At 36.1% G+C, this 25,696-nt stretch carries 29 protein-coding genes and 1 riboswitch; of the genes, 7 read left to right on the forward strand and 22 right to left on the reverse strand.

Going from position 1 to position 25,696, the window contains the following annotated elements; all coding sequences use genetic code 11:
- Window positions 1–75: 75 nt before the first annotated feature.
- From uhpT to GJE18_RS10925, 3 genes are all read right to left on the reverse strand, one after another.
- The gene (uhpT, locus tag GJE18_RS10915) at window positions 76–1,455 is read right to left on the reverse strand and encodes a hexose-6-phosphate:phosphate antiporter (protein WP_060551923.1); all 1,380 of its coding nucleotides are present in this window, start codon (window positions 1,453–1,455) and stop codon (window positions 76–78) included.
- A gap of 333 nt (window positions 1,456–1,788) precedes the next feature.
- On the reverse strand, window positions 1,789–2,352 hold the full coding sequence (locus tag GJE18_RS10920; RefSeq protein ID WP_103346184.1) for a TetR/AcrR family transcriptional regulator: 564 nt from the start codon (window positions 2,350–2,352) through the stop codon (window positions 1,789–1,791).
- Window positions 2,336–3,145: an arylamine N-acetyltransferase family protein gene (locus GJE18_RS10925; protein WP_060551925.1), complete on the reverse strand. Its 810-nt coding sequence runs from the start codon at window positions 3,143–3,145 to the stop codon at window positions 2,336–2,338. Before GJE18_RS10925 ends, GJE18_RS10920 begins: the two co-directional genes overlap by 17 nt.
- A 265-nt stretch (window positions 3,146–3,410) precedes the next feature.
- Here GJE18_RS10925 and GJE18_RS10930 point away from each other — a divergent pair, with 265 nt between their 5' ends.
- A complete protein-coding gene (locus GJE18_RS10930) occupies window positions 3,411–3,962 on the forward strand; it encodes an isochorismatase family protein (protein ID WP_060551926.1) in 552 nt (183 codons plus the stop codon).
- Between the two features lie 10 nt (window positions 3,963–3,972).
- Window positions 3,973–5,166: a putative multidrug effflux MFS transporter TcaB gene (locus tag GJE18_RS10935; RefSeq protein ID WP_165886151.1), complete on the forward strand. Its 1,194-nt coding sequence runs from the start codon at window positions 3,973–3,975 to the stop codon at window positions 5,164–5,166.
- Window positions 5,167–5,240: 74 nt separating this feature from the next.
- On the opposite strand, the gene GJE18_RS10940 is transcribed toward GJE18_RS10935, so the two are convergent.
- The 10 genes from GJE18_RS10940 to GJE18_RS10985 form a co-directional block, all read right to left on the reverse strand.
- A complete protein-coding gene (locus tag GJE18_RS10940; protein WP_107376458.1) occupies window positions 5,241–5,540 on the reverse strand; it encodes a hypothetical protein in 300 nt (99 codons plus the stop codon).
- A 4-nt stretch (window positions 5,541–5,544) separates the two neighbouring features.
- Window positions 5,545–5,871, reverse strand: a complete 327-nt coding sequence (locus GJE18_RS10945; protein ID WP_060551929.1) for a hypothetical protein — start codon at window positions 5,869–5,871, stop codon at window positions 5,545–5,547.
- Window positions 5,868–6,368, reverse strand: coding sequence for a hypothetical protein (locus GJE18_RS10950; protein ID WP_107368378.1), 501 nt, complete (start codon window positions 6,366–6,368; stop codon window positions 5,868–5,870). Before GJE18_RS10950 ends, GJE18_RS10945 begins: the two co-directional genes overlap by 4 nt.
- A gap of 23 nt (window positions 6,369–6,391) precedes the next feature.
- The gene (locus GJE18_RS10955) at window positions 6,392–6,994 is read right to left on the reverse strand and encodes a hypothetical protein (RefSeq protein ID WP_165886152.1); all 603 of its coding nucleotides are present in this window, start codon (window positions 6,992–6,994) and stop codon (window positions 6,392–6,394) included.
- Complete coding sequence (locus GJE18_RS10960; RefSeq protein WP_107376456.1) at window positions 6,991–7,194, reverse strand: hypothetical protein; 204 nt, start codon at window positions 7,192–7,194, stop codon at window positions 6,991–6,993. Before GJE18_RS10960 ends, GJE18_RS10955 begins: the two co-directional genes overlap by 4 nt.
- Window positions 7,172–7,945 carry a tandem-type lipoprotein gene (locus tag GJE18_RS10965; RefSeq protein ID WP_157950527.1) on the reverse strand — a complete coding sequence of 258 codons (774 nt, stop codon included), beginning with the start codon at window positions 7,943–7,945 and terminating at the stop codon, window positions 7,172–7,174. The genes GJE18_RS10960 and GJE18_RS10965 overlap by 23 nt, the downstream gene beginning before the upstream one ends.
- Before the next feature lie 197 nt (window positions 7,946–8,142).
- The gene (locus GJE18_RS10970) at window positions 8,143–8,598 is read right to left on the reverse strand and encodes a hypothetical protein (protein WP_107376454.1); all 456 of its coding nucleotides are present in this window, start codon (window positions 8,596–8,598) and stop codon (window positions 8,143–8,145) included.
- Window positions 8,591–9,349 (reverse strand): tandem-type lipoprotein, encoded by a 759-nt coding sequence (locus GJE18_RS10975; protein WP_157950626.1) that lies wholly within the window; start codon window positions 9,347–9,349, stop codon window positions 8,591–8,593. The genes GJE18_RS10970 and GJE18_RS10975 overlap by 8 nt, the downstream gene beginning before the upstream one ends.
- Before the next feature lie 199 nt (window positions 9,350–9,548).
- A complete protein-coding gene (locus GJE18_RS10980; RefSeq protein WP_107376453.1) occupies window positions 9,549–10,001 on the reverse strand; it encodes a hypothetical protein in 453 nt (150 codons plus the stop codon).
- The gene (locus GJE18_RS10985; RefSeq protein WP_165886153.1) at window positions 9,994–10,743 is read right to left on the reverse strand and encodes a tandem-type lipoprotein; all 750 of its coding nucleotides are present in this window, start codon (window positions 10,741–10,743) and stop codon (window positions 9,994–9,996) included. The genes GJE18_RS10980 and GJE18_RS10985 overlap by 8 nt, the downstream gene beginning before the upstream one ends.
- A 234-nt stretch (window positions 10,744–10,977) precedes the next feature.
- Between GJE18_RS10985 and GJE18_RS10990 the strand changes: the two genes are divergently transcribed.
- Window positions 10,978–11,871: a fructose bisphosphate aldolase gene (locus GJE18_RS10990; protein WP_107368381.1), complete on the forward strand. Its 894-nt coding sequence runs from the start codon at window positions 10,978–10,980 to the stop codon at window positions 11,869–11,871.
- A gap of 38 nt (window positions 11,872–11,909) precedes the next feature.
- On the opposite strand, the gene GJE18_RS10995 is transcribed toward GJE18_RS10990, so the two are convergent.
- Window positions 11,910–12,914 (reverse strand): metal ABC transporter solute-binding protein, Zn/Mn family, encoded by a 1,005-nt coding sequence (locus GJE18_RS10995; protein ID WP_165886154.1) that lies wholly within the window; start codon window positions 12,912–12,914, stop codon window positions 11,910–11,912.
- A 196-nt stretch (window positions 12,915–13,110) separates the two neighbouring features.
- Between GJE18_RS10995 and GJE18_RS11000 the strand changes: the two genes are divergently transcribed.
- Complete coding sequence (locus GJE18_RS11000) at window positions 13,111–14,130, forward strand: alpha/beta hydrolase (protein WP_107368383.1); 1,020 nt, start codon at window positions 13,111–13,113, stop codon at window positions 14,128–14,130.
- Window positions 14,131–14,149: 19 nt separating this feature from the next.
- On the opposite strand, the gene GJE18_RS11005 is transcribed toward GJE18_RS11000, so the two are convergent.
- The 4 genes from GJE18_RS11005 to GJE18_RS11020 all read right to left on the reverse strand — a co-directional run bounded on the left by GJE18_RS11005 (window position 14,150) and on the right by GJE18_RS11020 (window position 17,802).
- Window positions 14,150–15,337 (reverse strand): MFS transporter, encoded by a 1,188-nt coding sequence (locus GJE18_RS11005; protein WP_107368384.1) that lies wholly within the window; start codon window positions 15,335–15,337, stop codon window positions 14,150–14,152.
- 194 nt (window positions 15,338–15,531) lie between these two features.
- Entirely contained in the window at window positions 15,532–16,224 is a 693-nt protein-coding gene (locus GJE18_RS11010; protein ID WP_060551939.1) for a type 1 glutamine amidotransferase domain-containing protein, read from the reverse strand.
- Window positions 16,225–16,343: 119 nt separating this feature from the next.
- Complete coding sequence (locus tag GJE18_RS11015) at window positions 16,344–16,508, reverse strand: hypothetical protein (RefSeq protein ID WP_156407415.1); 165 nt, start codon at window positions 16,506–16,508, stop codon at window positions 16,344–16,346.
- Window positions 16,509–16,521: 13 nt separating this feature from the next.
- Window positions 16,522–17,802, reverse strand: a complete 1,281-nt coding sequence (locus GJE18_RS11020) for an O-acetylhomoserine aminocarboxypropyltransferase/cysteine synthase family protein (protein WP_107368385.1) — start codon at window positions 17,800–17,802, stop codon at window positions 16,522–16,524.
- 58 nt (window positions 17,803–17,860) lie between these two features.
- Window positions 17,861–17,958, reverse strand: a riboswitch (SAM riboswitch).
- A gap of 243 nt (window positions 17,959–18,201) precedes the next feature.
- Here GJE18_RS11020 and GJE18_RS11025 point away from each other — a divergent pair.
- The 3 genes from GJE18_RS11025 to GJE18_RS11035 are packed head-to-tail and all read left to right on the forward strand — an operon-like array spanning window position 18,202 to window position 21,415.
- A complete protein-coding gene (locus tag GJE18_RS11025; RefSeq protein ID WP_415410171.1) occupies window positions 18,202–19,314 on the forward strand; it encodes a carbohydrate kinase in 1,113 nt (370 codons plus the stop codon).
- The gene (locus GJE18_RS11030) at window positions 19,298–20,209 is read left to right on the forward strand and encodes a pseudouridine-5'-phosphate glycosidase (RefSeq protein ID WP_060551945.1); all 912 of its coding nucleotides are present in this window, start codon (window positions 19,298–19,300) and stop codon (window positions 20,207–20,209) included. Before GJE18_RS11025 ends, GJE18_RS11030 begins: the two co-directional genes overlap by 17 nt.
- A gap of 9 nt (window positions 20,210–20,218) precedes the next feature.
- Window positions 20,219–21,415 carry a NupC/NupG family nucleoside CNT transporter gene (locus GJE18_RS11035; protein WP_060551947.1) on the forward strand — a complete coding sequence of 399 codons (1,197 nt, stop codon included), beginning with the start codon at window positions 20,219–20,221 and terminating at the stop codon, window positions 21,413–21,415.
- Window positions 21,416–21,573: 158 nt separating this feature from the next.
- Here the strand turns inward: GJE18_RS11035 and GJE18_RS11040 are convergent, their stop codons facing one another.
- The 4 genes from GJE18_RS11040 to GJE18_RS11055 are packed head-to-tail and all read right to left on the reverse strand — an operon-like array spanning window position 21,574 to window position 25,609.
- A complete protein-coding gene (locus GJE18_RS11040; RefSeq protein ID WP_107368386.1) occupies window positions 21,574–22,920 on the reverse strand; it encodes a PTS ascorbate transporter subunit IIC in 1,347 nt (448 codons plus the stop codon).
- Window positions 22,921–22,936: 16 nt separating this feature from the next.
- Window positions 22,937–23,221 (reverse strand): PTS sugar transporter subunit IIB, encoded by a 285-nt coding sequence (locus tag GJE18_RS11045; RefSeq protein WP_107368387.1) that lies wholly within the window; start codon window positions 23,219–23,221, stop codon window positions 22,937–22,939.
- 1 nt (window position 23,222) lies between these two features.
- On the reverse strand, window positions 23,223–23,666 hold the full coding sequence (locus tag GJE18_RS11050; RefSeq protein WP_107368388.1) for a PTS sugar transporter subunit IIA: 444 nt from the start codon (window positions 23,664–23,666) through the stop codon (window positions 23,223–23,225).
- On the reverse strand, window positions 23,657–25,609 hold the full coding sequence (locus tag GJE18_RS11055; protein WP_107368389.1) for a BglG family transcription antiterminator: 1,953 nt from the start codon (window positions 25,607–25,609) through the stop codon (window positions 23,657–23,659). The genes GJE18_RS11050 and GJE18_RS11055 overlap by 10 nt, the downstream gene beginning before the upstream one ends.
- Window positions 25,610–25,696: the final 87 nt, after the last annotated feature.

Consider the following 25,696-nt stretch of genomic DNA (forward strand, 5'->3'; position numbering starts at 1 on the left):
ATATGCATCTGGTGTAATCTAAAACATCGCCTCCATAATAGCTATGGAAGGCGATGTTTTTTTGTTCATTTAATTTTAAATATGCAATGCACGTATTTTCTTTTCTTCATAGAATGCGACAATACCCAATAAGATAATGCCTACGAATAGTGCAAAATAGAATACTATGAAGACGTCTGTCCAACCCGTGAGTGTATAGCCCAACACATGAAGCCCATCTGATTTAGGGTCTGCAATTTTCGCTAAACCGACTTTAGCCATTGAATCACCAAATAAATACGCAAATGAACCGGTCATACCATTGGCTACACTGATGGCACGTTTAGGCACGAATCCTGTTAATGACACCCCTATAAGTAATTGAGGTCCAAAAATGAGCGCACCTAAAGCGAATAATGAAATGTTAACCATGAGTACACTCGTAGCATTCGTATAGAACAACACGACAAATGTGATAAGGAACATACATCCAATCGCAACAATGGCACGTCGCCCTTTTAATATATCTGAGACATATCCCCATAATAAACTTGCGACAAGTGCACCAATTTCAAAATAAAAAATTGTGTTAATCGCATCTGATTTATTAAAGCCTAAATGTTCACTTACATACAGCGGGGCCCAATTATCGATACCGATTCTAACAATATACACAAATACATTTGAAATACATAATATCCAAATGACCGGATTTTTTAAAATGTATCTTTTGAATATTTCCCATTTTGTCATGCCATGGGAGTCGATATTTTCTTGATCCACAGGCTCTTCCCATATTTCTTCAGCACGGTTCCATCCGAGTTCTTCAGGATCGTCTTTACCAATAAATAAACCTACTACACCAATCAAGATAGCTATGACCGCTGGGAAGATAAACATCCCTACCACGCTACCGTTGAAAAAGACGTTCGCCCCCCATAATGCGAGACCACCCGCAATCGCACCACCGATATTATGTGACGCATTCCAAAATCCTAAATAACGGCCTCGCTTCGTTCGAGGTGCCCATCTAGAAATAGTAGAGTAACTTGCAGGACCTCCAACCGATTGGAAGACCCCATTTAGACCCCAAAGAACAATAAAAATACCTAAGACATTTCCGAAGAAACTTAATAATAATCCCATTAATAATACAGAAATTGACGATAAAATCAGTAACACAGAAATGATTTTTTTCGTGTTCTTACCATCAATAAAATAACCTAAAAGAGATTTTCCTAATCCATATGTAATACTAAATGCGAGTCCGATATAACCCAATTCCGTCGTCGTGAGCCCAATTTCCTCTTTCAATAATGGGCCTGCTGCTTTAAAGTTATTTCGAATTAAATACATCGCCATATATGTAAAGAAGACGACAAGAAAAGCTTGTAAGAAGTTCCTTAACCATAGTTTTCGTTGAACTGATAAAGGAATCCCTTTGTTTGGAAGTTTTTGAATCTCAAAAAATTGCATGTCCTCACCTCAAGTATAAAATCAACGTAACAATGCATTGTGGGCGAGCGCTTTAGTGTAAAGAAAGAAGGCTTCTCATCGCTGTCGGAATCAAATGATAAATCCAGAGACATTTAAAAGGCTATTTAAAGATATAATTTTTTACATGATACGCGAAATTTGAAGTTTCTTATTCTTTATTTATTAAAGCGTTCATTGTTGTGATTGTCATTATTATATAATGTTATTACACTTTATTATTATTATACCATTTATATTAATAATAAAAATTGTTGATTCTAAAAAAGTCTGTACATTTAATGACGATTTCTGTACAGACTTTTCAAATATTCACTATGATAATATAATATCCAACACTTTATGAATATAATCCTCTTGCGTGAATGCCTTTTTGTTTTTAGCATAAAAGTAAAAGTCACTAGAGAAACAATGTAATAAAATATGCGTGATAAAATAATCATCCGGTGGCATATCAAATTGAGCATTAATGCGTACCGCAAGTTCATGATAAAACGGGATTTCCACCATTGATATCGTACGATTCATCGATTTTTCAATGAATGATAATGTCTGAAAATGTGACTCTTTTAAAGTGACATAAATACGCAGTAAACCTTCTAACCGTTCATAAGTCGAAGCGTCGTTATGCGCTTCTAGAAAAGTATCCATCTCTTTAAACATATCTTCAGCCTGCGCATCTAATAATGCGATACATAAAACGGCCTTGTTTTCATAATGACGATAAAGTGTGCCAACACCGACACCTGAAGCTTTTGCGATATCTGCCATTTTCATGTCTACAATATTAACGCCTTGTTGCGATAATGCCAACACGGTTTCTAAAATGAGTGCTTTATTTTCACGCGCGTCTCGACGTTTTTTATGTGTTTGAGCCATCGCTATCCTCCAAGCGTTGCACTTTTACATTTAGGTTGAAGTAATCTTTCAACATTTGGCGATAATTATCAGGTGTGACATCCATTTTACGTTTTTCACCGTTTTCAGTTAAGGTTAAATGATTTTGTGACATTGTAGCACGACCATTTTTTGTAGGCATCGTCACTACTAAGCGTTGCACAAAGATTGAATTGGGATGTGTTTGATTATAATCAATATTGTATTCAAACGAAGCTAACGTACGTGGCGTCATTTCTGCTTCATATTTCGTTTGCCATACATCATTTTCACATTTTTGAATTTCAAAATGTGAGGCATGTTCATCTTGAAAAACGGCTCTAAACATCCCCGTATGATCTTGGACTACAGGAATGTCACTCGTTTTACTTAAAGGAATCGCTTGAAGTGGCAAATCCCCAAACCCTACATCCGCGATATACTTCTTATCATCAATTTCTACAATCGTAGACATATGAGATCCAGGTAAACTGCGGCCGCCTCCAGGTGTATGAATAGTCGCAGACACATTATAAGCAGTAAATCCTTTTTCTAAAAGATACGTTTTAAATAATGTGTTCAATTCATAACAAAATCCCCCACGTTCATGGTTTACAACTTTGTCATAAATATCATCGACCGCCACCGAAATCCGAATTTGATTTTGAACATCAATATTTTCAAAAGGTACTTTTTTCATAAACTGTGCTACATAATGATTTAATGCCTCAATCGAGGGTCTTTCATATTGTGTCACATCGATATTCAAATAAGTCTCCAAACCTTTTACGTTCACCTTCTACACTCCTTTATCTCTTCGATTTTAATACTTTAATGGTAATACGATATCTTTTCACTTTTCAAACGAATGCATTCCAAATATTTTTTCGGTATATATTCCGTTTGCGATAAACCACTATCCCTTCAATCGTGCTATACCGCATCATTTAAGGCTTTTGAACTCTCATTTATTAACGTAAACATGCGTGCAAATTCTTAGAAGTTTGTAAAAGTACAAGCTTATAATGAGGATATGAAAATGAAAAAAGGAGACTTATGTCATGATCAATTATACAAATACAGCTTTAATATTAATCGATTTACAAAATGGAATTCTATCTATGGATACTGCACCACATTCAACACAGACTGTTTTAAAAAATGCAGAACGTATGATTCAAAATTTCAGAGAAAATGATGGCTTTATCGCATTCGTCCGTGTTAATTTTCACGATGGAAAAGACGCATTGAAACCACAGCTTGCGGAACAACAACTCCCAGGTAAACCTGACAAAGATTTTGCCAAGTTTCCAGATCGGTTCAATGTGACTGAACAAGATTATATCGTTAATAAACGTGGTTTTAGTGCGTTCTTTGGGACAGATTTAGATTTACAACTTCGCCGTCGCGGTATTAAAAATATCATCATAGGTGGTATTTCTACACATATGGGTGTGGATACGACTGCACGCGATGCATATCAATATGGATACGAACAATATTTTGTGGAAGATATGATGGCGGCACCTCAAACAGAACTGCATCAATTTTCCGTACACTATTCATTCCCTCTCATGGGTACGATTACAACTACTGACGCACTCTTACGTTAGGAGGGTGTCTATGAAGAAGAAACCAAGTGTCACATTCATACTTGTCATGGCAGGACTTGCGGCGTTTGGCCCGCTTTCGATTGATATGTATCTCCCTGCTTTACCACAAGTAGCCTCAACATTACACACATCAACCACTCAGACGCAACTCACACTTACATTCTTTATGTTCGGACTTGCCATAGGTAACATCATCTTCGGTGTCCTTTCAGACCAAACTGGACGTAAACGCCCACTCATTTTTAGTTTAATGATGTACATCGCCTTTTCATTGATTTGCGCACTCGCAACACATGTTGACGTCCTCATCATCGCCCGCTTCTTCCAAGGTATCGCCGGCGGTGCGGGAATCGTGCTATCACGCGCCATCGCGAGTGACCGCTATAAAGGTAATGACTTAACGAAATTTCTCGCCATGCTGATGCTTGTCAATGGTGCTACACCCGTATTTGCGCCAATGATTGGAGGCATACTTACAAGCCATGTCAGTTATCATGTCATCTTTTATAGTTTAAGTGTCCTCAGTATACTCATGCTTATTGGCGTCTACTTTAAAGTCGATGAAAGTTTAGTCCTTCAACATAGAAGTTCTACAGGATTCAAACCCGTACTCGAGGACTTTATACAGTTACTACATCGCAAAACATTTATACTGCCAATACTTATACAAAGTTTAACGTTTGCGTTATTTTTTAGCTATATGGCCGCATCACCATTTATCTTGCAGAATATATACGGTTTGAGTCCCCAAACATACAGTTATATATTTGCGCTCACAGGACTTGGCCTCATAGGTACCGCACAACTTACCGCACGTTTGGTTGATCAAATCAATCCATTGGTGTTATTTAGAGGCTTTAGCATCATTCAACTTTTAGGGGCCATCATTGTCATCAGCGCACTGATCAATCATTGGACATTATCCATACTCATCCCTGGATTTTTCTTAATCGTAGCCTCAGTGTCCGGTGTGGCTACATTAGGATTTTCCATCGCCATGAATGGACAGAAAAAAGCCGTGGGCAGTGCATCTAGCCTGATTGGCTTACTTCAATATTTTGTAGGCGCAGCCACCACACCACTCGTTGGACTTATGGGCGATCACAACGCTATACCTTATATCATTGTACTTATCATTACTTTAATCCTTATCTTCACACTCCATGCGATACATTACAAACATTTAACAAGTGTGCACACATAAAAAAGCACCCCATAAAGTTAGAGTTATCCGTCCAACTTTATAGGGTGTATCCTTTTTCTCATAGAAAGTCTAAGTTATTTAATTGTCTCAAGATCTTTTTTAATAGTTTCCATTTCTCTTTTTGCTGCATCTACCCAATCACCTTTGGCATAGGCTTCAAAGTCATTAAGAAATTGCATCTGACTCGAACTAATTTTATCAAGAAAACCATCTTCTTCTTTATCCAGCTTGTTCATTCGCTTATCTTTATGGTCCAATGCATTCGGTGCAGTTACAAAAGCTATAATTTGTTTAAATATCCAAATTTGTTCTGGAAACAATGCTATTTCTATTGTATTACGTATTTCTTCCAATTGATTTTTAATTTCTCCCAATTTATTACTCCCTCAGTTCTAGTTGTCTTATTTCTCGTTGATACGATTGTATCAAAGCATCTCTTTCGATGAATAATTGACGCTCAATATCCTTTAGCTTTTGTTCAAATTCACATGTTGCTTCATCCACAACACGTTCAAAAGCGTGTTGATAATGATGAAGATTAGCATCTCTTTGTTGAAGTTCATGAAAAATAGCATATTTCTTTTCATTATCTTTATGTAGTTGATGTTTATAGTTTTGTATCTCATCAAATTGTTTATCGAACTCTCTTAAAGCGTCACGCTGTTCATCTTCTATTTTTTCAATCTCTTTTTGTAGTTCATTCATGTTGAAAACATCCTTATTTGTTGCGCTAATACTTGATCATTTTGTAAAATTTCATCAATAGCCTTTTGAATTTTATTAATCAATTCATCATATTTCTTTCCAACATCTTTTAACTTGTCTTTCTTAGCATTTATAATTTCTTCATTATGTCTTACTATAGATTGTTCCGTTGCATTGCCATCGCTCAGTGCTGATAAAATTTCACCTTCTGATAGTTTACCTTGAGATAAATCATCTGCTTGAACTCTCGTATCACTCCATAATATATTTAAATCGCCAATCGCATTATCATACTCTTTTAACATCAAGTCTATTTCTGCATCTAATAATTGATTTAAACCTTGTATTAGAGTGAGCGCCGTTTGAGATTCAAGTAACTTTTTCTGGTTTGAAGAGAGACTACCACCATTAGCTGAAACTAAATTAGCACGTAAATCGTCTACTGAAGAAAGACGTTTCTTCACATCACGTTGGACATGTTGATACGTTTCTTTCACAGATGTAGCATAAGGACGTTTATTTAGAATTTTTTAATTTCTAATTGGCGGTCATAAGTCATCATAGAACTAAGTCCGTGGCCACCGCCTTTAAATACGAAATCCTTTCCATAATAACTACCGCCCATCAAGCTTAAACCAACCGAAATTAAGTCATTATTATTCCTAAAATGGATAATATTTCCTTTATACTTTTGAGCCTTAGCATGTAATAGTAAATAATCCATATAATTTTTTTTGCTTAACTCCAACGGATTACTCGATGGTTTAAGCATCCAATCTCGACTAGTAGCATTATGATGTGATAATCCTTTCACATCTAACGAAGCAGAATTAAATATAACAATATCATCAACATTATGTTCAATCCCTAAAATCATCGCATCTCGGCCACCTTTAGAGTGACCAGTAAAAGCTTCAATCTCATGCTTCTTTTTGATTTTATTAATGAACTTATGCGTTTCATTAAAATATGGGTCATGTGCATCAACCAAGCTTAAACCAATGTTAAAATCTGCACCTGTATCTTTTATCATGTCGATTGCATTCCCTGACCCCACATTCGTCCCTGCAAAGCCAATCGTCACTTTATTCGTATGGGTGTCTTTAAATGCAACGCCACTCATCCCCGTTTTCTTATCAAGAAAAGAATCAATATATTCAAGATTGGGTGGGAAAGTTTTTTTTCCTTTGCTAATGTAACTGAATATTTTAAATCCGCAAAGGAAGATTCACCGTTTAACCTTTTCGTTTCAATTTCATAAGATTGATATGATATTGCGCTATTTTTCTCAGTATAGGCATTAATAGGCGTTATTTGATTCATTAATTTTACCTCTTTTCGGTAAGTAACTTACCACTGAACTAAAGTATTTCCATGTCTTTCCTTTTAATTTATAATTAATCGTGTTTGAATCTATTGCATCACTTTTAAAATCTCCATCTCCATAAATATTAAGTTCTGGGCTTTCTCCTGCTTTAATTTCATAAAGATTCTGTATTTCCTTCAAATTATCGTTATTTTGATTTAAATGATAACGAATTGAATAGTTAGGAACCATGGAATTATAACTCGCATTTTTTTCCTTATATTTATCTAAATCACTCAAATTACCAAATTGGACAAAAAACTTAAAGTTCTTTACCTTTCGTTTGATATCTTCGTCTACATTATTGTCTTTAAGTATTAATTGATTATCTTTCATTATAAGAGGGTACTCTTTTCTGTAGTTGTTATGTTCAGCTTCACTTTCGTTACCGACAAAATAATACCCTTCACTTTTTTTGGTATTTCTGTCGATATATAACATTACGCCTTCTCTATATAAATCTCCCTCTTCATTCATTTTTGCCAATACAGTTAGTATTGACCAAATACCTTTATCATCTTTACTAAAGTTACTGTCTCTGTATCCTTCTTTATCATAAAAGTCTTCCAAGTTTTTTGTCGGATATACAGATAATGGTTCTTTTAAACCCGATTCTATTTTCTCTCTCGTTGACATCCCACAACTACTTAACAAACTCATGGATACCATCACCCCTAATATGATTAGTAAATGTTTAGCTAATTTCATGAAGCCACCACTTTCCAATAGTGTTTTAAATAAATTATACAATATTCTGTCATTAACATATATACATTTTGCAATTAAATAAATGAAGTTCATATGATTAGTAAAAATTATTAAAATTTTAGATATACGTATTCTTCCTATACATTAAAAGAATCCTTTAGTGACCTATTTGACATTATGTAATTATAATTAATATCTCATACCATTGCATCTCGGTCACCTTTTGAGTGACCAGTAAAGGCTTCAATCTCATGCTTCTTTTTGATTTTATTAATGAACTTATGCGTTTCATTAAAATATGGGTCATGTGCATCAACCAAGCTTAAACCAATGTTAAAATCTGCACCTGTATCTTTTATCATGTCGATTGCATTCCCTGACCCCACATTCGTCCCTGCAAAGCCAATCGTCACTTTATTCGTATGGGTATCTTTAAATGCAACACCACTCATCCCCGTTTTCTTATCAAGGAAAGAATCAAAATATTGGAGGTTGGGTGGGAAATTTTTTTTCTTCTTATCAAATTTAACAGTATCATTTATTTCTTCAAAAGAAGAATATCCTTTTAACCTTGATGTTTCAATTTTATAAGATTGATATGAAATTGCGCTATATTTTTCAGTGTAAGCGTTAATTGGCGAAATATCATTCATAAGTTATACCTCTTTTAGGTTCATAACTTACTGACGAGTTATAGAATCTACCTACCTCGCCTTTTAATTTGTAATTAATCGTGTTTGAATCTATTGCATCACTTTTGAAATCACCATCTCCATAAATTTTAAGTTCTGGATTTTCTCCTGCTTTGATACTGTATAGTTTCAGTATTTCTTTCAAATTATCGTCATTTTGATTTAAATGATAACTAATTAAATAGTTAGGGGCTAAGGAATTATAACTCGCATCTTTTTCTTTATATCGATCTAAATCACTCAAATTACCAAATTGGACAAAAAACTTAAAGTCCTTTACTTTTCTTTGAATGTCTTCGTCTACATTTTTGTCTTTGAGTATTAATTGATTATTTTTCATTATAAGAGGATACTTTTTTTCACCATTTTTGTGTTCATCTTCACTTTCATTATCAACAAAGTAATACCCTTCACTTGTTCTGGTATTTCTATCTATATATAACATCACGCCTTCCATTCTTATTTTCCCTTCTTCATTCCTCTTAGATATCGCTGATATCACTGACCACACACCTTTATCATCTTTACTAAAATTACTATCTCTATATCCTTCTTTATCATAAAAGTCTTCTAAATTTTTTGTCGGATACACAGATAATGGTTCTTTTAATCCTGATTCAATCTTTTGTCTTGTCGTAAAATCACAACTACTTAATAATCCCATTGTTAGCACCACCCCTAATATAATAAATAAATTTTTAGTGAATTTCATGAAGCCACCACTTTCTAATAGTGTTTTAAATAAATTATACAATATTCTGTCATTAACATATATACATTTTACAATTAAATAAATGGAGTTCATATGTTTAGTAAAAATTATTAAATTTTAGATATACGTATTCTAACTATATACAGAAAAATAAATCCTTTAGTGACGTGTTTGACATTATGTAAATATAATTAATATCTCATACCATTGCATCTCGGCCACCTTTAGCGTGACCAGTAAAGACTTCAATCTCATGATTCTTTTTAATTTTATTAATGAACTTATGCGTTTCATTAAAATAGGGATCTTGTGCATCAACCAAATTTAAACAAATGTTAAAATTTGCACCAACACACTTTAGTATGTCACTTCTATTACCTGAGCCAATATTCGTCCCTTTAAAGCCAATCGTCACTTTATTAGTATGGGTGTCTTTGAATGCAACGCCACTCATCCCCGTTTTCTTATCAAGAAAAGAATCAACATATTGGAGGTTGGGTGGAAATTCATTATTATTTTGTGAAGTTATTATTTCTTTTTTTACTCCAAGATTACTTTCATTTTTTAACATTAAAGACTCAATTTCATATGATTGATATGAAATTGCGGAGTTTTTCTCAGTATATGCATTAACAGACGATATATCATTCATAAGTTATACCTCTTTTAGGTTTATAACTTACTGACGAGTTATAGAATCTCCCTACCTTACCATTTAATTGGTAAGTAATCGTATTTGTATCAATTTCATCACTTTTGAAATCACCATCTCCATAAATTTTAAGTTCTGGATTTTCTCCTGCTTTGATACTGTATAGTTTCAGTATTTCTTTCAAATTATCGTCATTTTGATTTAAATGATAACTAATTAAATAGTTAGGGGCTAAGGAATTATAACTCGCATCTTTTTCTTTATATCGATCTAAATCACTCAAATTACCAAATTGGACAAAAAACTTAAAGTCCTTTACTTTTCTTTGAATGTCTTCGTCTACATTTTTGTCTTTGAGTATTAATTGATTATTTTTCATTATAAGAGGATACTTTTTTTCACCATTTTTGTGTTCATCTTCACTTTCATTATCAACAAAGTAATACCCTTCACTTGTTCTGGTATTTCTATCTATATATAACATCACGCCTTCCCTTTCTATTTTTCCCTCCTCGTTTCTTTTAGATAAAACTGATATCAACATCCATATCCCTTTATCATCTTTACTAAAGTTACCGTCTCTGTAACCTTCTTTATCATAAAAATCTTCCAAATTCTTTGTTGGATATACGGATAAAGGTTCTTTTAACCCTGATTCTATTTTCTCTCTTGTCGATATACTACAACCGCTTGCCATTAAAGTTAATATGCATAGACATATGCTGATATAAAATTTGCTCACTGTTTAGAGTCCTCTCACTATTTACACACAATGTTTTAAATTTATTATACAGTTTTCTATACTTTAAAATCTATCTTTTTTATGATATTTCGCGCTTAATCATATCAACAGATTAAACGCTTTCTTTATACATTATTATTCATGTTAAATTTGATGTTTGACTTTTATTATTTGAACGTCTATGACATTTTATGCATACTGTAGATGTACGATATTTTTTAAAGGAGTGAAATTATGAATCAACAACAACTAGATAAAATAAAAAATGGTAAAGGTTTTATTGCGGCTTTAGACCAAAGTGGCGGTAGTACTCCTAAAGCGTTACGTGGTTATGGTGTGAATGAAGATCAATATCATAATGATGATGAAATGTTCAACCTTGTTCACGATATGCGTACACGTATTGTCACATCACCATCTTTTACTTCTGATAAAATCATTGGTGCGATTCTTTTCGAACAAACAATGGATCGTGAAGTCGAAGGCCAACATACTGGTGATTATTTAGCGAATAAAGGGATTGTCCCATTTTTAAAAATAGATAAAGGGCTTGCCGAAGAAAAAGACGGTGTTCAGCTCATGAAACCGATGCCTGAACTTGATGACTTATTAAATCGAGCTACGGAACATAAGATTTTTGGAACTAAAATGCGCTCAAATATTCTTGAGTTTAATAAAGAAGGTATTGACCAAGTTACCGCACAACAATTTGAGGTGGCGAAACAAATTATTGCTAAAGGTTTAGTACCAATTATTGAGCCAGAAGTAAATATTGACGCTGAAGATAAGGCTGGTATTGAGGCATATTTAACAGAAGTGATTCATGCTCATTTAGATCAATTAAAAGAAGATGAATTGGTGATGCTTAAATTAACGATTCCAACGCATAAAAATCAATTTGAAGCGTTAATTAATCATCCAAATGTCGTGCGTGTCGTTGCTTTATCTGGAGGATATAGTCGCGAACATGCGAATGAAGTATTAAAAACAAATGACGGGCTCATCGCAAGCTTCTCCCGCGCATTAATCAATGATTTACGTGTCAGTCAATCTGATGAAGCGTTTGATAAAATTCTTGGTGAAACGATTGATTCTATTTACGACGCTTCTGTAAACAAAGTTCAATAATAGAAAAGGCCACATCCCATCGTGGATGTGGCACTTTTTTATTTATTCAATGCTTTTTCAATGTTTTTAATGTTTTCTTTCATTAAAGATTGATATGTCGCATCGTCACTTTGTGATTTTGAAACGGATTCCATATTATTGAATTTTAATGGCTCTGCATCTGTTTCTTGACGAATCGTATCTGTGACTTTATTCGATACATTTTCTTCATATAAAATGTATTTTGTTTTAGAAGATTTGATTGCTTTCACAATGTCAGTGAGTGCTTTTTGTGATGGATCTTCAGCATTCATATTTTGAACACCTTGTTGTTTGAACCCGTAATGGTTCGCAAGATAACCTAATGATTCATGAGACACATAGACTGTTTCACCTTGGTGATCTTTAGTTGCTTTTTGCATGTCTTTATCAATGTCATCAAGTTCTTTTAATAACTTATCTGCATTTTTCTTATATTCTGCTTTATGATCAGGGTCTTTTTTACTTAATTCATCACGGATAGCTTTTACCATTGTTTCATTCATTTTTGGATCTAACCAAATGTGTGGGTCATACATACCGTGATGGTGCCCTTCGTGATCATGACCTTCATGATCGTGCTCATCTTCTTTGTGCTCGCCATCATGATCATGGTCATGATCTTCGCCCTCATGATGGTGCGCATCTTTTAATAAGTCTTGTTTACTTAAATGTTTCTCTAATGACAATTTCTTTTGATCATCTTTAATCGCACCTGCGACTTTTTTCGCAACAGGATCTAAATTATCCCCTGTATAAATAAATAAATCCGCTTTACTTGCATCTAAAATATCTTTTTGTGACGGTTCATAACTATGTAAGTCTGTCCCTTTTGGATAAATGGATTCGACGTCAACATGATCGCCACCAATTTGTTTAACGAATGATTCTACTGGAAACACAGTTGTTTTCACTTGGAGTTTGTCATTTGAAGATGATTTTTTTCCAGAATCAGATTGTCCGCATGCGACAAGTAAAATACTCACGACTGCGATAGTTAAAAAAGCAAAAATACGTTTCTTCATTTTCGCACAATCTCCTTCTACTCAAATAGTAATTATTACGATTTAAAATTATACCCTACCTCCGACAAGCTTGCAATACTTTTTATATTCACTTTGCTTTTTAAACAGTACGTATCATAGTAAAATAACGATAGATTATGTACGTTCACATTATTATAAGATAATAATAAGTTTAATTTTTAAACAAGGAGGCATCATGATGAAACATCTTCAATCTTTGGGTAAAGTCGCTTTAGGCACGACGACAGCATTAACTGCATCGCTTTACACGTTGAATCAGCTTACACCCATGCCAGGTGTAATATTATCTAAAATTTTATTTAATCAGCCTTCTAAAAAGGCTTATATTAAAGATACTGTGCGTCAAGATGCACGTTTCAAACAAATCGCATCTCGCGTTACGTCTCTTTACGATGTGGTTTATGATTCAACTGAGAAAACGGGCCTTATGGATATTTATATGCCAAACGGAGATCAAGAAACGTACCCGACACTATTTTGGGTGCATGGCGGTGGCTATATGAGTGGTGATAAGTCAGATGTCACACCATACTTACAACTGCTTGCAAGTGAAGGATATACTGTCGTCAACCTTAATTATGCCCTAGTTCCTGAAGCACGCTATCCAGAGCCAATTTATAGTTTAGAAAAAGCCTATGTCGCTGTTCAAAAAAACGCTCAAGCGTATAAAGCGGACTTATCACATGTTGCTTTTGGCGGTGACTCTGCGGGAGGTCAAATTATCGGTCAGTTTATCAATATTCAAGTTAACGATGCCTATCGTGATACAACTGCATTTAAACAAACTGTACCACCTGAAACGATCAAAACCGCCATCTTTTATTCCTCACTTTTAAATACACAACGCATGGATAAAACTGATGACATGATGGCAAACAAACTTTTCAGTCGATTGGCATGGGCATATTTTGATGATAAACATTGGCGCGTAAGTCCTAAAACGATGGAAGCAAGTGTGACGCTAAACATGGATCACCATTTTCCACCAAGCTATATTACGGATGCGAAACATCGCTCTTTTGAGGATCAAGCACGTCAATTTGTCGCGACGTTGGAACATCACAATATCCCTGTAGAAGGCACATTTTACGATAGCCCATTGTATCATGAATATCAATTTGATATGTCGCTCTATGAATCAAAAGTCAATTACGAGCGTTTAGTTCACTTTCTCAAACAGCATTTAGCCAAATAAAAGAAGGATTCGCATTGCGTCAAGACGCATGCGAATCCTTTTGGCGTTCTCGTAATAAAATCATCACAGCAGCAACTAATCCGAGAGCCATCATAGCTGCTAAATATAAAAATTGCATCGACCACGCTGGTGTACGTTGCGCTAAACCTAACGTCAAAGGGGCAACTGCTGTACCAAAAAAGATGACAAATGTATTTAGCGTGATATAAAAACCTTTATGATGTTTGACGGATAATACGACTTTAGAAATAAGTGTCGGTAACGCAAAGCCAATGCCCCCGCCAAAAATCACACTTAATATAATATAACCTATAATACTTGTATTCAGTGCCATAAGTATGATTGAAAGTACAGTCACCGTTAATGCCCCAACAAGTACTTTTGTGACCGAATAGTGATTGGATAAACGGCCTGCCATCAAGGAAATGATAATCCCACCAACACCAAAAAACTTACTCACCGCGGCAACGGTTTGAATATGTTGGCCATGTTGAACGAGGACACTCTCTCCTAAAACCACATATACGTTAATAAAGGTCATTAACAACACAAAGCCAATTAAATAGCAAAGCATCAATATTGGATTTTGAAATATGGACGCAATATCTCGTCCAAAATCTTTAAAATGAAGTGCTGTTTCCTGTAATGGGGCTTGAGGTAATAACCAAAGATTTACAACAGCTAGTACAGCATAGCAATTCCCTAATATAAGGAAGACCATACGCCAATCATAGGCGTTCGCAATCATTTCACTAATCACTTGTCCGAAAATGCCCGCAAACAAAAAGCCCATTGTCATAAAACTTGTCGCTGTCACGCGTTTGTTTTCAGGAAATAAGTCTGAAATGTAAGCAATGATGATCGGCGCATAGGCGGCTGCGGCTAAACCTTGAGCGCCTCTGAATACCACAAGCATCATAAAGGACGTAGAAAAAACGGATAGCAACGTAAAAATAGTATGTGCAATTAAACCATATAACATGATTTGTTTGCGCCCAAATTTATCCGAAAGTATCCCATATATTAAACATCCTAGCGCAAATGTGAACGAAAATGCCATGCTGGCCAATGGTGTATTTGTGACTGGTACGGAAAAGTCTTGCGCAATTGATGCACCTATCGTTATCGTGCTGTATAAACTAAACATGACTAAGAGCCCTGTAATAAATAACACAAAGGTTATCCCATGATAATGGACCCGCTCCATAAATGTCACCCCTCAAAAATATAGCGTTAAGATTAAACAAAATATTATAGAATTAGATACTTTATTTTCCCATATTACCTCAGTCGAATGCCATTCGAAACCCTTTTTTGATTTACCGCAATATAAAAAGCAACATCATAAATAAACCATGACGTTGCTTTCAAATCCCTTAATTCATACAAGGAGGCACACCATTATTTCGACGCTAATGCATCTTTAACCGCTTCAGCTACTTTCTTCGCCGACGCTGGATTTTGACCTGTAATCAGGTTGCCATCTACTTGGATAAAACCTTTCATAGGCACTTTAGATTTCGTATATTGCGCACCTTTAAGTTTCAATTCTGATTCGAGTTCAAAAGGTACTATTTTTTTGCGGTTCGCTAATACTTCTTCAGCGTTTGAAAATCCTGTTAATTTTTTCCCGTCGATAAGGAAATAATGATTCGGTCTCTTCACTTCGAGTAAGGCCGCCGCCCCGTGACATACAGATGCCACGATGCCCCCCTTATCATAAATCGTGTTAATCGCTTGTTGTACATGCGCATTTCCTGGGAAATCATACATCACACCATGCCCGCCCGTAAAATAAATGACGTCATATGCGGATGGATCTGCAGTATCAATACTTGGCGTTAACTTTAATTGATCCATAAACAATTCATTTTCATAATAACTTTTTGTCAGCTTGTCTAATATACCTGGTGTTAAACTGACAGGATCTAAAGGTGTTTCGCCACCTTTAATGTTGTATAAATCGATTTGATAATCTTCATTACCATGAAAGACATCATAGAAATGGACTAATTCACTTAACCATAAGCCAGTGGGTTTATCTGTGCCGTCAAATTGTGTATGGCTCGTATTGACAATCATAATTTTTTTCATGTCGCATTCACCACTTTTTCAAAGATTTGTGTTCATTATAATGAAGTTTTGGGTTGATGACGAATGATTTGTTTATACTTTGTCTGTACCCTTATTAAAATTGGGTGCACACCCCACTTTTAATAAGATTCCTCTGTTTTCAACTTTAGTTGAATGGCTGCTTCATATTCTTTAATCTTCGCTTCTTTCATCATGTGCGCCGCTTTATTAATTGGCACATATGCTTGCCATTCTTCTTTTTTGGCTTTCAACGTTTCTAATGTTTGTTTTTGTATCGATGTCACACAGATCCCCCATTTATTTAATCGCAGCAAAACCTTTTGCCAAATCGTTTAAAATATCATCAATATGTTCAAGGCCAATAGATAAACGAATCGTCTCTGGCGCAATCCCTGCTGCCGCTTGTTCTTCAACGGTTAATTGTTGATGCGTCGTAGAAGCTGGATGGATGACTAATGATTTGGCATCTCCTACATTGGCGAGTAACGAAAATAACTCTAACGCTTCTATAAATTGTTTTCCTGCCTCATATCCACCTTTGACACCAAATGTAAATACAGCTCCAGCACCATGAGGCAAATACTTTGTTTTAAGGTCATAATATGGACTCGTTTCAAGTCCAGCATATTTTACCCACGCAACTTTAGCATGTTTCGACAAATAATGCGCAACTTTTTCCGCATTTTCAACATGACGTTCCATACGCAATGACAATGTTTCTAACCCTTGTGTTAATTGAAATGCGTTGAAGGGTGACAATGCGGCACCTGTATCACGTAATAATGTCGTGCGAATTTTAAAGGCCAGTGCAGCGTCACCAAACTTTTCGCTAAAGATGATGCCATGATACGATGGATCAGGTTCACTCAATCCAGGAAACTTACCATTATTCCAGTCGAAGTTCCCACCATCTACAATGACGCCACCCATTGATGTCCCATGGCCTCCGATAAATTTGGTCGCAGAATGGACAACGATATTTGCGCCGTATTCAATCGGTCTAAAGAGATACGGTGATGCAAACGTATTATCCACGATTAGAGGAATACCATGTGCTTTAGTGATTGCAGTTAGTTTTTCAAAATCTTCTATGTTGCCTTCAGGGTTGCCAATGGTTTCAACAAATAGTGCCTTTGTATTCGCTTTAATGGCCGCAGTTACATTTTGTGGGTCTTTCGTATCGACAAGTGTTACCTCTATCCCAAATTTAGGTAACGTATGCGTCAATAAAGTGTGCGTGCCTCCGTATAACGTTTCACACGCGATAATATGGTCACCTGCATGTGCGACAGATTGAATCGCATACGTGATTGCTGCCATTCCCGAAGCAACCGCCACACTTGCAATCCCACCTTCAAGCTCAGCCACTCGTGTTTCAAATACAGCAGTAGTAGGATTCATGAGCCGGGTATAAATATTCCCCAACTCTTCCAATCCAAATAAATTGGCCGCGTGATCCGTGTCATTAAAATTAAATGAGGTCGTTTGATAAATCGGCACTGCGCGTGCATTCGTTGCTGCATCCACTTCTTGTCCTGCGTGCAATTGTCGCGTCTCAAATCGGTAATCGTGTGTCATCTTTATTCCCCCTAAAAATTAAAAAAGCCTACCTTGAAAGATAGACGTGACGTAATCAGACTCATCTCTCAGGTTTCACACCTGCAGGAATTAGCACCTAACTTAAAAGGTTGCCTGGCTTCGTAGGGCCTGTCCCTCCACCATTCTGGATAAGTGTTATGAAATTAAAACTAGTGTATTATACTCATTTATCGAAGTCAACAAAAAATTCAGATAACTCTGATAAAAACTGTGCATCTGCATCATTCGCTTTTGATAAAATGTAAATTTGACGCCTGTAACAAAAAAAGAAATTTGTAAACTTTATGAACAGCTTTGTGAAAGCGTTTACATTTCTATGCCTATTTGCTAATCTAAACAAAAGTTTAATTTTCAAACTTTTGTTTATTAGGAGGTGCCATGTTGAACAAAAATGAAAAATTGATTCTTGAACGTATTCAAGACAATCCGTTCATCTCTCAACAGGAGTTAGCCAAAGCTGTTGGTCTCTCTCGCCCTGCCGTTGCCAACATTATCTCTGGCCTTATACGAAAAGAATATGTACTTGGTAAAGCGTATGTGCTCAATGATGATTTTCCTATCGTCTGTATAGGTGCGACAAATCTTGACCGTAAGTTTTATGTCAATCAAGCACTACAACAAGGAACTTCAAATCCGGTCACATCGACACGTTCCGTTGGAGGTGTCGCCCGAAACATTGCTGAAAACCTGGGGCGTTTAGGAGACAACGTCGCAATTCTTTCGGCCAGTGGCAACGACAGTGAATGGGACATGATCAAACATTTATCTAGCCCCTTTATGAGTCTTGACCACGTTCAACAAGTTGAAAACGCAAATACAGGATCGTATACGGCACTAATCGATAAGGATGGCAATATGGAGTATGGACTTGCAGATATGGAAGTGTATAAAGAAATCACGCCTGAGTTTTTAATTAAGCGTACACACTTACTGCGGAAAGCTAAATGTATCATTGTCGATCTTAATCTGCCCAAAGATTCACTTGATTTCTTATGTGCCTACAGTGAAAAACATCACATCAAACTCGTCGTCATACCAGTGTCGTCACCGAAAATGATAAACATGCCCGATTCTTTACATGCGATTGACTGGCTTATTATTAATCGTGATGAAACGGAAACATTTTTAAAGATGACCATTAATGATACTGAAGATTTAAAACGCGCTGCCAAACAATTAAATGATCTCGGCATTAGTCACGTGATTATTACGAATGGTACAAAAGCGCTCATCTATAGCAGTCCAACAGAAAGCATCATTAAAGACATTGTACCTTCAAAACAAGTTGAAGACGTGACGGGTGCTGGAGATGCGTTTACGAGTGCGGTCATTTTTAGTTGGTTAAAAGGATTCGATATTGAAGACACGTTAATTGCTGGCTTAGTAAATGCCCGTAAAACCATCGAAACAAAATACACTGTACGACAAAATTTAGATAAAAAACAGTTATTACGAGATATGGAGGAATATCAAAATGAAACAATACATTGAATTGTCTCAAGAAGTTGAAAATGCCAAATCAAATCACCAACCTATCGTAGCCCTAGAGTCGACGATTATCTCTCATGGGATGCCTTACCCACAAAATGTACAAATGGCGAAGAATGTAGAACAAATCATTCGTGACCATGGGGCTGTACCTGCAACAATCGCATTAATAGATGGCAAGATCAAAATCGGTTTAGAGGACAATGAGTTAGAATTACTCGCGAAAAGTGATAATGTCGCAAAAGTATCGCGTCGTGATTTAGCAGAAGTTATTGCACAAAAAAGAATCGGTGCGACAACAGTGGCTTCTACAATGATATGTGCAGCGCTCGCAGATATTAAGTTTTTTGTGACAGGTGGCATTGGAGGCGTACACCGTGGTTCTGAAGAAACGATGGATATTTCTGCTGATTTAGATGAACTTTCAAAAACAGATGTCACTGTTATTTGTGCTGGAGCCAAATCGATTTTAGATTTGCCCAAAACGATGGAGTATCTTGAAACAAAAGGTGTTCCTGTGATTGGCTATCAAACTGAAGAACTTCCAGCCTTTTTCACACGCAAAAGCGGTGTCAAATTAAATTCAACGGCAAATCATGTCGATGACATCGCTTCGATTTGTAAAGTGAAACATGATCTCCAACTTGAAGGTGGCATGGTAATCGCAAATCCTGTTCCTGAAGCTGATCAATTAGACAAAGCGTATATCGATACAATTATTAATGACGCTGTGAAAGAGGCCGAACAAAAAGGCATTCACGGTAAAGATTCTACACCGTTTTTATTAAGTAAAATTGTTGAAAAAACGGATGGTAAGTCCCTTGCAACAAATATTAAACTTGTCGAAAATAATGCAGTCGTTGGCGCCCAAATCGCAGTATCATATTCTAAATTGTAGGTGATGTTTATGTCCATACTATTTACGATGACAGGGGTGGTATTTGCATTATTTATCGCCTATATCGTCAGTTTTGATCGCAAACATATTGATTTTAAAAAGACGCTCATTATGCTTGTCATTCAAGTCTTACTGATTTTGTTTATGATGAACACGTCTATCGGTCTCAATATCTTAACAGCACTCGGTAAATTTTTTGAAGGGTTAATGAACATCAGTAAAGCAGGCATCGATTTTGTATTTGGTGATTTAGAAAATAAAGGCGGCTTTACATTTTTTATGCACGTCTTACTCCCTTTAGTTTTTATATCTGTATTAATAGGTATTTTAAATTACTTCAAAATCCTACCATTTATTATTAAATACGTTGGTTTGGTCATTAATAAAATCACGCGAATGGGTCGCTTAGAAAGTTATTTTGCCATCTCAACAAGTATGTTGGGACAACCAGAGGTCTTTTTAACGATTAAAGACCTTATACCGAAACTTTCCAAAGCCAAATTATACACAATTACCACTTCCGCAATGAGTGCTGTAAGTATGGCAATGTTAGGCTCGTATATGCAAATGATAGAACCAAAGTATGTCGTAACCGCAGTGATGTTAAACATTTTTAGTGCACTCATCATTGCGAGTGTCATTAATCCATATGAAGCGAACGATGCAGATGTGGAAATTGAAAACCTTACTGAAACACCTACAAAGCGCCAATCAAGGACACCATTTTTCCAAATGATTGGCGACAGTGCGATAGATGGTTTTAAAATTGCGATTACTGTTGCCATTATGTTATTAGCCTTCATTTCATTAATGGAAGGCATCAATGTTATCTTTAGTGCTGTAGGGCTAAACTTTAAACAGCTGATAGGATACATTTTTGCGCCTATCGCCTTCATTATAGGTGTCCCATGGAGTGAAGCTGTACAAGCAGGCTCGATTATGGCAACAAAATTAATCACAAATGAGTTTGTAGCGATGCTAGATTTTAAAGATATGGCGAAAGATTTAAGTGACCGTACGGTAGGGATTATTTCAGTGTACTTGGTCAGCTTTGCCAACTTTGGCACTGTAGGTATCATTGTAGGGGCTATCAAAGGCATCAGTGGTGAGCAAGGCAATAAAGTGGCAGCCTTCGCTTTAAAATTATTACTCGGTGCCACTCTAGCTTCTATCATTTCTGCTGCCATGGTAGGGTTAGTACTGTAGAAACCTCACGTCGTCAGCTATCATACACATCTTCATTTAGACTTAATAATAGCCTTCAACATACATTTTATAATGCATGTTGAAGGCTTTACTGTGTATACATGTTCGTCGTCCACGATGTTAGAACGACGCAGCTATCAATTTAGATATTTTATAGTTTAAAGTGCTTTATTGCTACGTTTTTGCAAGAATATCGCGACTGCTGCAATGATGATGATCGCAATACCCACACCCACAACACCTAATGTTTTAACGATATTTCCAAAAACAATTCCTACCACTAAGAAGTCTGTATCTGAGAACGTCGTGGATGCTAAGCCTAAATCGCCTAAAAATGGCAAGAATAATAATGGTAAAAATGTAATCAACAGACCATTCATCATCGCGCCAAAAATGGCACCTTTAATACCACCACGCGCATTCCCAAATACACCTGAAGCTGCACCTAAGAAAAAGTGTGGCACAACGCCCGGAAGAATGACAACCCCACCAAGTAGAAACATCACAAACATGCCGAACACACCTGTTAAAAAGCTAACGAAAAATCCAATTAACACTGCATTTTGCGCATAAGGAAATACAATTGGACAATCTAAGGCCGGTTTAGAGTTGGGAACCAATTTTTCAGAAATCCCTTTGAAAGCAGGTACAATTTCTGCCAGAATAAGGCGAACGCCTGTTAAAATAATAAAGACTCCTGCCGCAAATGTGACCCCTTGAATCAATGAAAAGACAATAAAGTTTTGGTCATGACTAATAGATTTATGGACATAGTCTACACCCGCAAAAAGAGATGCAATGAGGTACAACAGAACCATCGTAATCGAAATACTAATTGTACTTTCGCGTAAAAAACTTAAGCCTTTAGGAAACTGAATATCTTCCGTTGATTTAGATTTCCCTTTAAACAACTTACCAATTTCACCTGCAGCCCAATAACTCACTGTTCCAAAATGTCCAAGTGCTACTTGATCATTTCCCGTGATTTTACGCATCGTGGGTTGAGCGAGCGCTGGAAACACAGACATAATCAATCCTAATATCAACGCTCCTATAACAATCGTTAATGTATTGTTAACTTTACCGACAGTTAAAATTATTGCTAAAAAGGCAGCCATATAAAATGTGTGATGCCCAGTAAGGAAAATATATTTTAAATTCGTAAAACGTGCGATGAATATGTTCACTAACATGCCAAACACCATAATTAATGCGGCAGTTGTGCCATATTTTTCTAATGCGATTGAAATAATCGCTTCGTTATTTGGTACTACCCCTTGAACACCAAACGCATGTTGGAAAATTTTTCCAAAGGGTTCAAGTGATTGTACAACCACGCCTGCACCTGCACTTAAAATTAAAAATCCCAATATCGTTTTAATCGTTCCAGACGTTACAACCGAAGCAGGTTTCTTTTGAACCATCAAACCTATAAACGCAATGAGTGCGACTAATATCGCTGGCTGACTTAAAATATCAACAATAAAATCAAGAATGCTTTTCATATGAACACCCCAAACATTAAATTTTATTCATTTCTTTTAACTTTGCTGTCAATTTATCTTCAAGTTCTTGCTTGTCTAAAATATTATCTAGTATTAAAACATCCCCTAAACGCGTCGCATTTTCTTCCAAGTCACGTCCACATATAAATAAATCAGCCATTTCAGGACTTGCTGTCATAATATCGCTATGTTCTACATCAATGGTTGATTCAACGTTTAACGTCTTTAAAACCTCTTGAACATTCATTTCTACCATAAAACTACTTCCTAACCCGTGACCACATACAACTAAAATTTTCATATTAATCGTCTCCTTTAAATATTGTAATGATTGCTTCTTTATCTTGAGACTGCATTAAAGCTTCGATATGTTGCGTGTCCCCTAACACTTGTGCCAATTGCTTTAAAATTGTTAAATGTGATGTATGATCAGTGGAACAGAAAACAAAAATCAAGGCAGCCTCATGCCCCTTTTCTGAAAAATTTATTGGGACACCAAGTTTTAATAAACTTATACCGACTTTGTTCACATAATTATCTGGCCGTGCGTGCGCAATCGCTACGTTAGGCGCAATCACAATATATGGACCTAACGTCTTGACACTATCAATCATGGATTCCACATATCCTGGCTCAATATAATTCTGAGCCAACAATGGTTCAGCCGCGATGTAAATAGCTTCTTGCCAATCATTCACTTTCTCTTTCATCGTAATTTTGTCTTTCGTTAAGGTATCTAAAGCCACGTTGTTTCTCCCTCCATTTGTTTTATATGTTGTTGAAATTCAGTTAACTTGCCATCAATCAGTTGTTGTCGAATGTCATTATTCGTTAATAATTCTGTAAGTTGTTTTAGCGCTTTTAAGTGCAACTTCGTGTTTTCCGTTGCTAAACATATCACCACATAGATAGGGTCATAGTGGGGATGTTTAAATGAAATGCCTTTTTCAAAATGAATCAAACTCATGCCTACCCCATGTACATGTGACGTGCTTCCATGTATTAAAGCGATATGTGGACTAATGACCATGTAAGGGCCTAACGTCTGCAGTTTATTCATAATTTCCTGTTTGTAGTCATGACTAACGACACCATCCCGTTCTAATGGACGCACACTTTCAGTAATCGCTTGTTGACATGACATAGATTGGTTAATTTTAAACACCCGTGTATGTAAAACATCTGATAAAGATAATCCACGCACTTCAGGTTGAACCAATGTTGCGGCTCGTCTCTCATTGACGATGGCATTCAAAGCATCGAGGTCCCCACGTGTTAATAATGGAGAAATAGTGACGGTTTCAATCGTTTGATATGGTGTCGGTACCGTTGAAATCACTAAATCTACATTCATATCACTCAACTCATCTTCACTGATGTCATAAATGGAATAAGCATCTATAATGTCAAATTCCGGATAAACATGAGATAACTTCACATTGAGAAGCTGTGAGGTTCCGACACCCGACCCACATACGACGACAACTTTCAATTTGTGATGGCGTTGTGTCATCAATCGTTCAAAACTCGAGGCAAAATGTAACGTGATATAACTAATTTCATGGACATGAAATTGCAGTTGATAGGCCTCTTCAAGAATATTGATGTTGTTCACAATCACCTCATACAATTCTTGATATTCATGAATAATATTGTCATGTAACGGATTCGCTTGATAGATATGATTTTGCAGTCGATACAAAGCAGGTGACAAATGAATACTGAGCCCTTGAATGAGTTTGCCATCCGTAAAAAATGCCACTCCCATTTCAGCGCCAATATGTTCGACAAACTTTTCAATCGTCTGATGCATATAAGCTTCATTGACACGTGTTGAACTTAAAGTTGCACGCTTAGAGCTCAATAAATGGAGCACCATGACATCAATTTCAGAATCAGGAAAAACTATGTTAAAATGTGATTCAATTTCTAATTTAATGGCTGATGCTACTGCGTAGGAAACGTCATCCTTCTTAACTACATACGTCGTAGTAGGTTCAGGTAAAGGGTTATTTTGTTTCATACGTCTTACCGCAATTAAAAGATGTAAAATCAAACCTTCAATCGCCGTTTGAACCAATGGATAGTGTTCACGTTTCAGCACCTTGATGACACTTTCACGAATTTGTTTCAAATCTGATGTCGCATTCAATTGTGCAATCATCACATCATTCATATTGTCATAATACGCATGTAACAATCGCGCATACGCTTGACGATAATGGGCTTCATTGCCTTCAACAACGTATCCTTTGTTGTTGATATACGTCAGTGTGAGATAATGATGACTGTACCATTTTGAAACAGCTTTAATATCTGATAGTATCGTGCGTCGGCTCACATTTAATTCTTCCGCTAATTGCTTTGTACTCATAGGACTTTCATGTTCTAAAAGCATTAACTTTAACAAGGTTTGCCGTTCATCTTTTGAAAAGTGAAAATGATGACCCTGCCCATCTGTTTGAATCCATTCATGAGAAGCATCAGTTTCTTTCATTGCTTTAATGCCCATGGTTTTATGCCTAACAATATGATAGCCACCTGTTTCCGCCATTGACTCGATATACTCAATATCGTATTGAATGGTTCTCTCAGAAAGATGAAATGTTTTTGCGAGTGTGTGAATTGTCATAAATTGAGATGCTTCAAGGAGCAATGTCAAAATTTGTTGTTGTCGATTACTTAACACATCTATGCCTCCTATATTGTTATTGTAAGCGGTTTCTATCTTTAACGGATATGCAATCTATTGCTCATTAGAATCCGCAAAACTTCA

This window comes from Staphylococcus agnetis, assembly GCF_011466855.1.
In the GTDB taxonomy this organism is placed as follows: domain Bacteria; phylum Bacillota; class Bacilli; order Staphylococcales; family Staphylococcaceae; genus Staphylococcus; species Staphylococcus agnetis.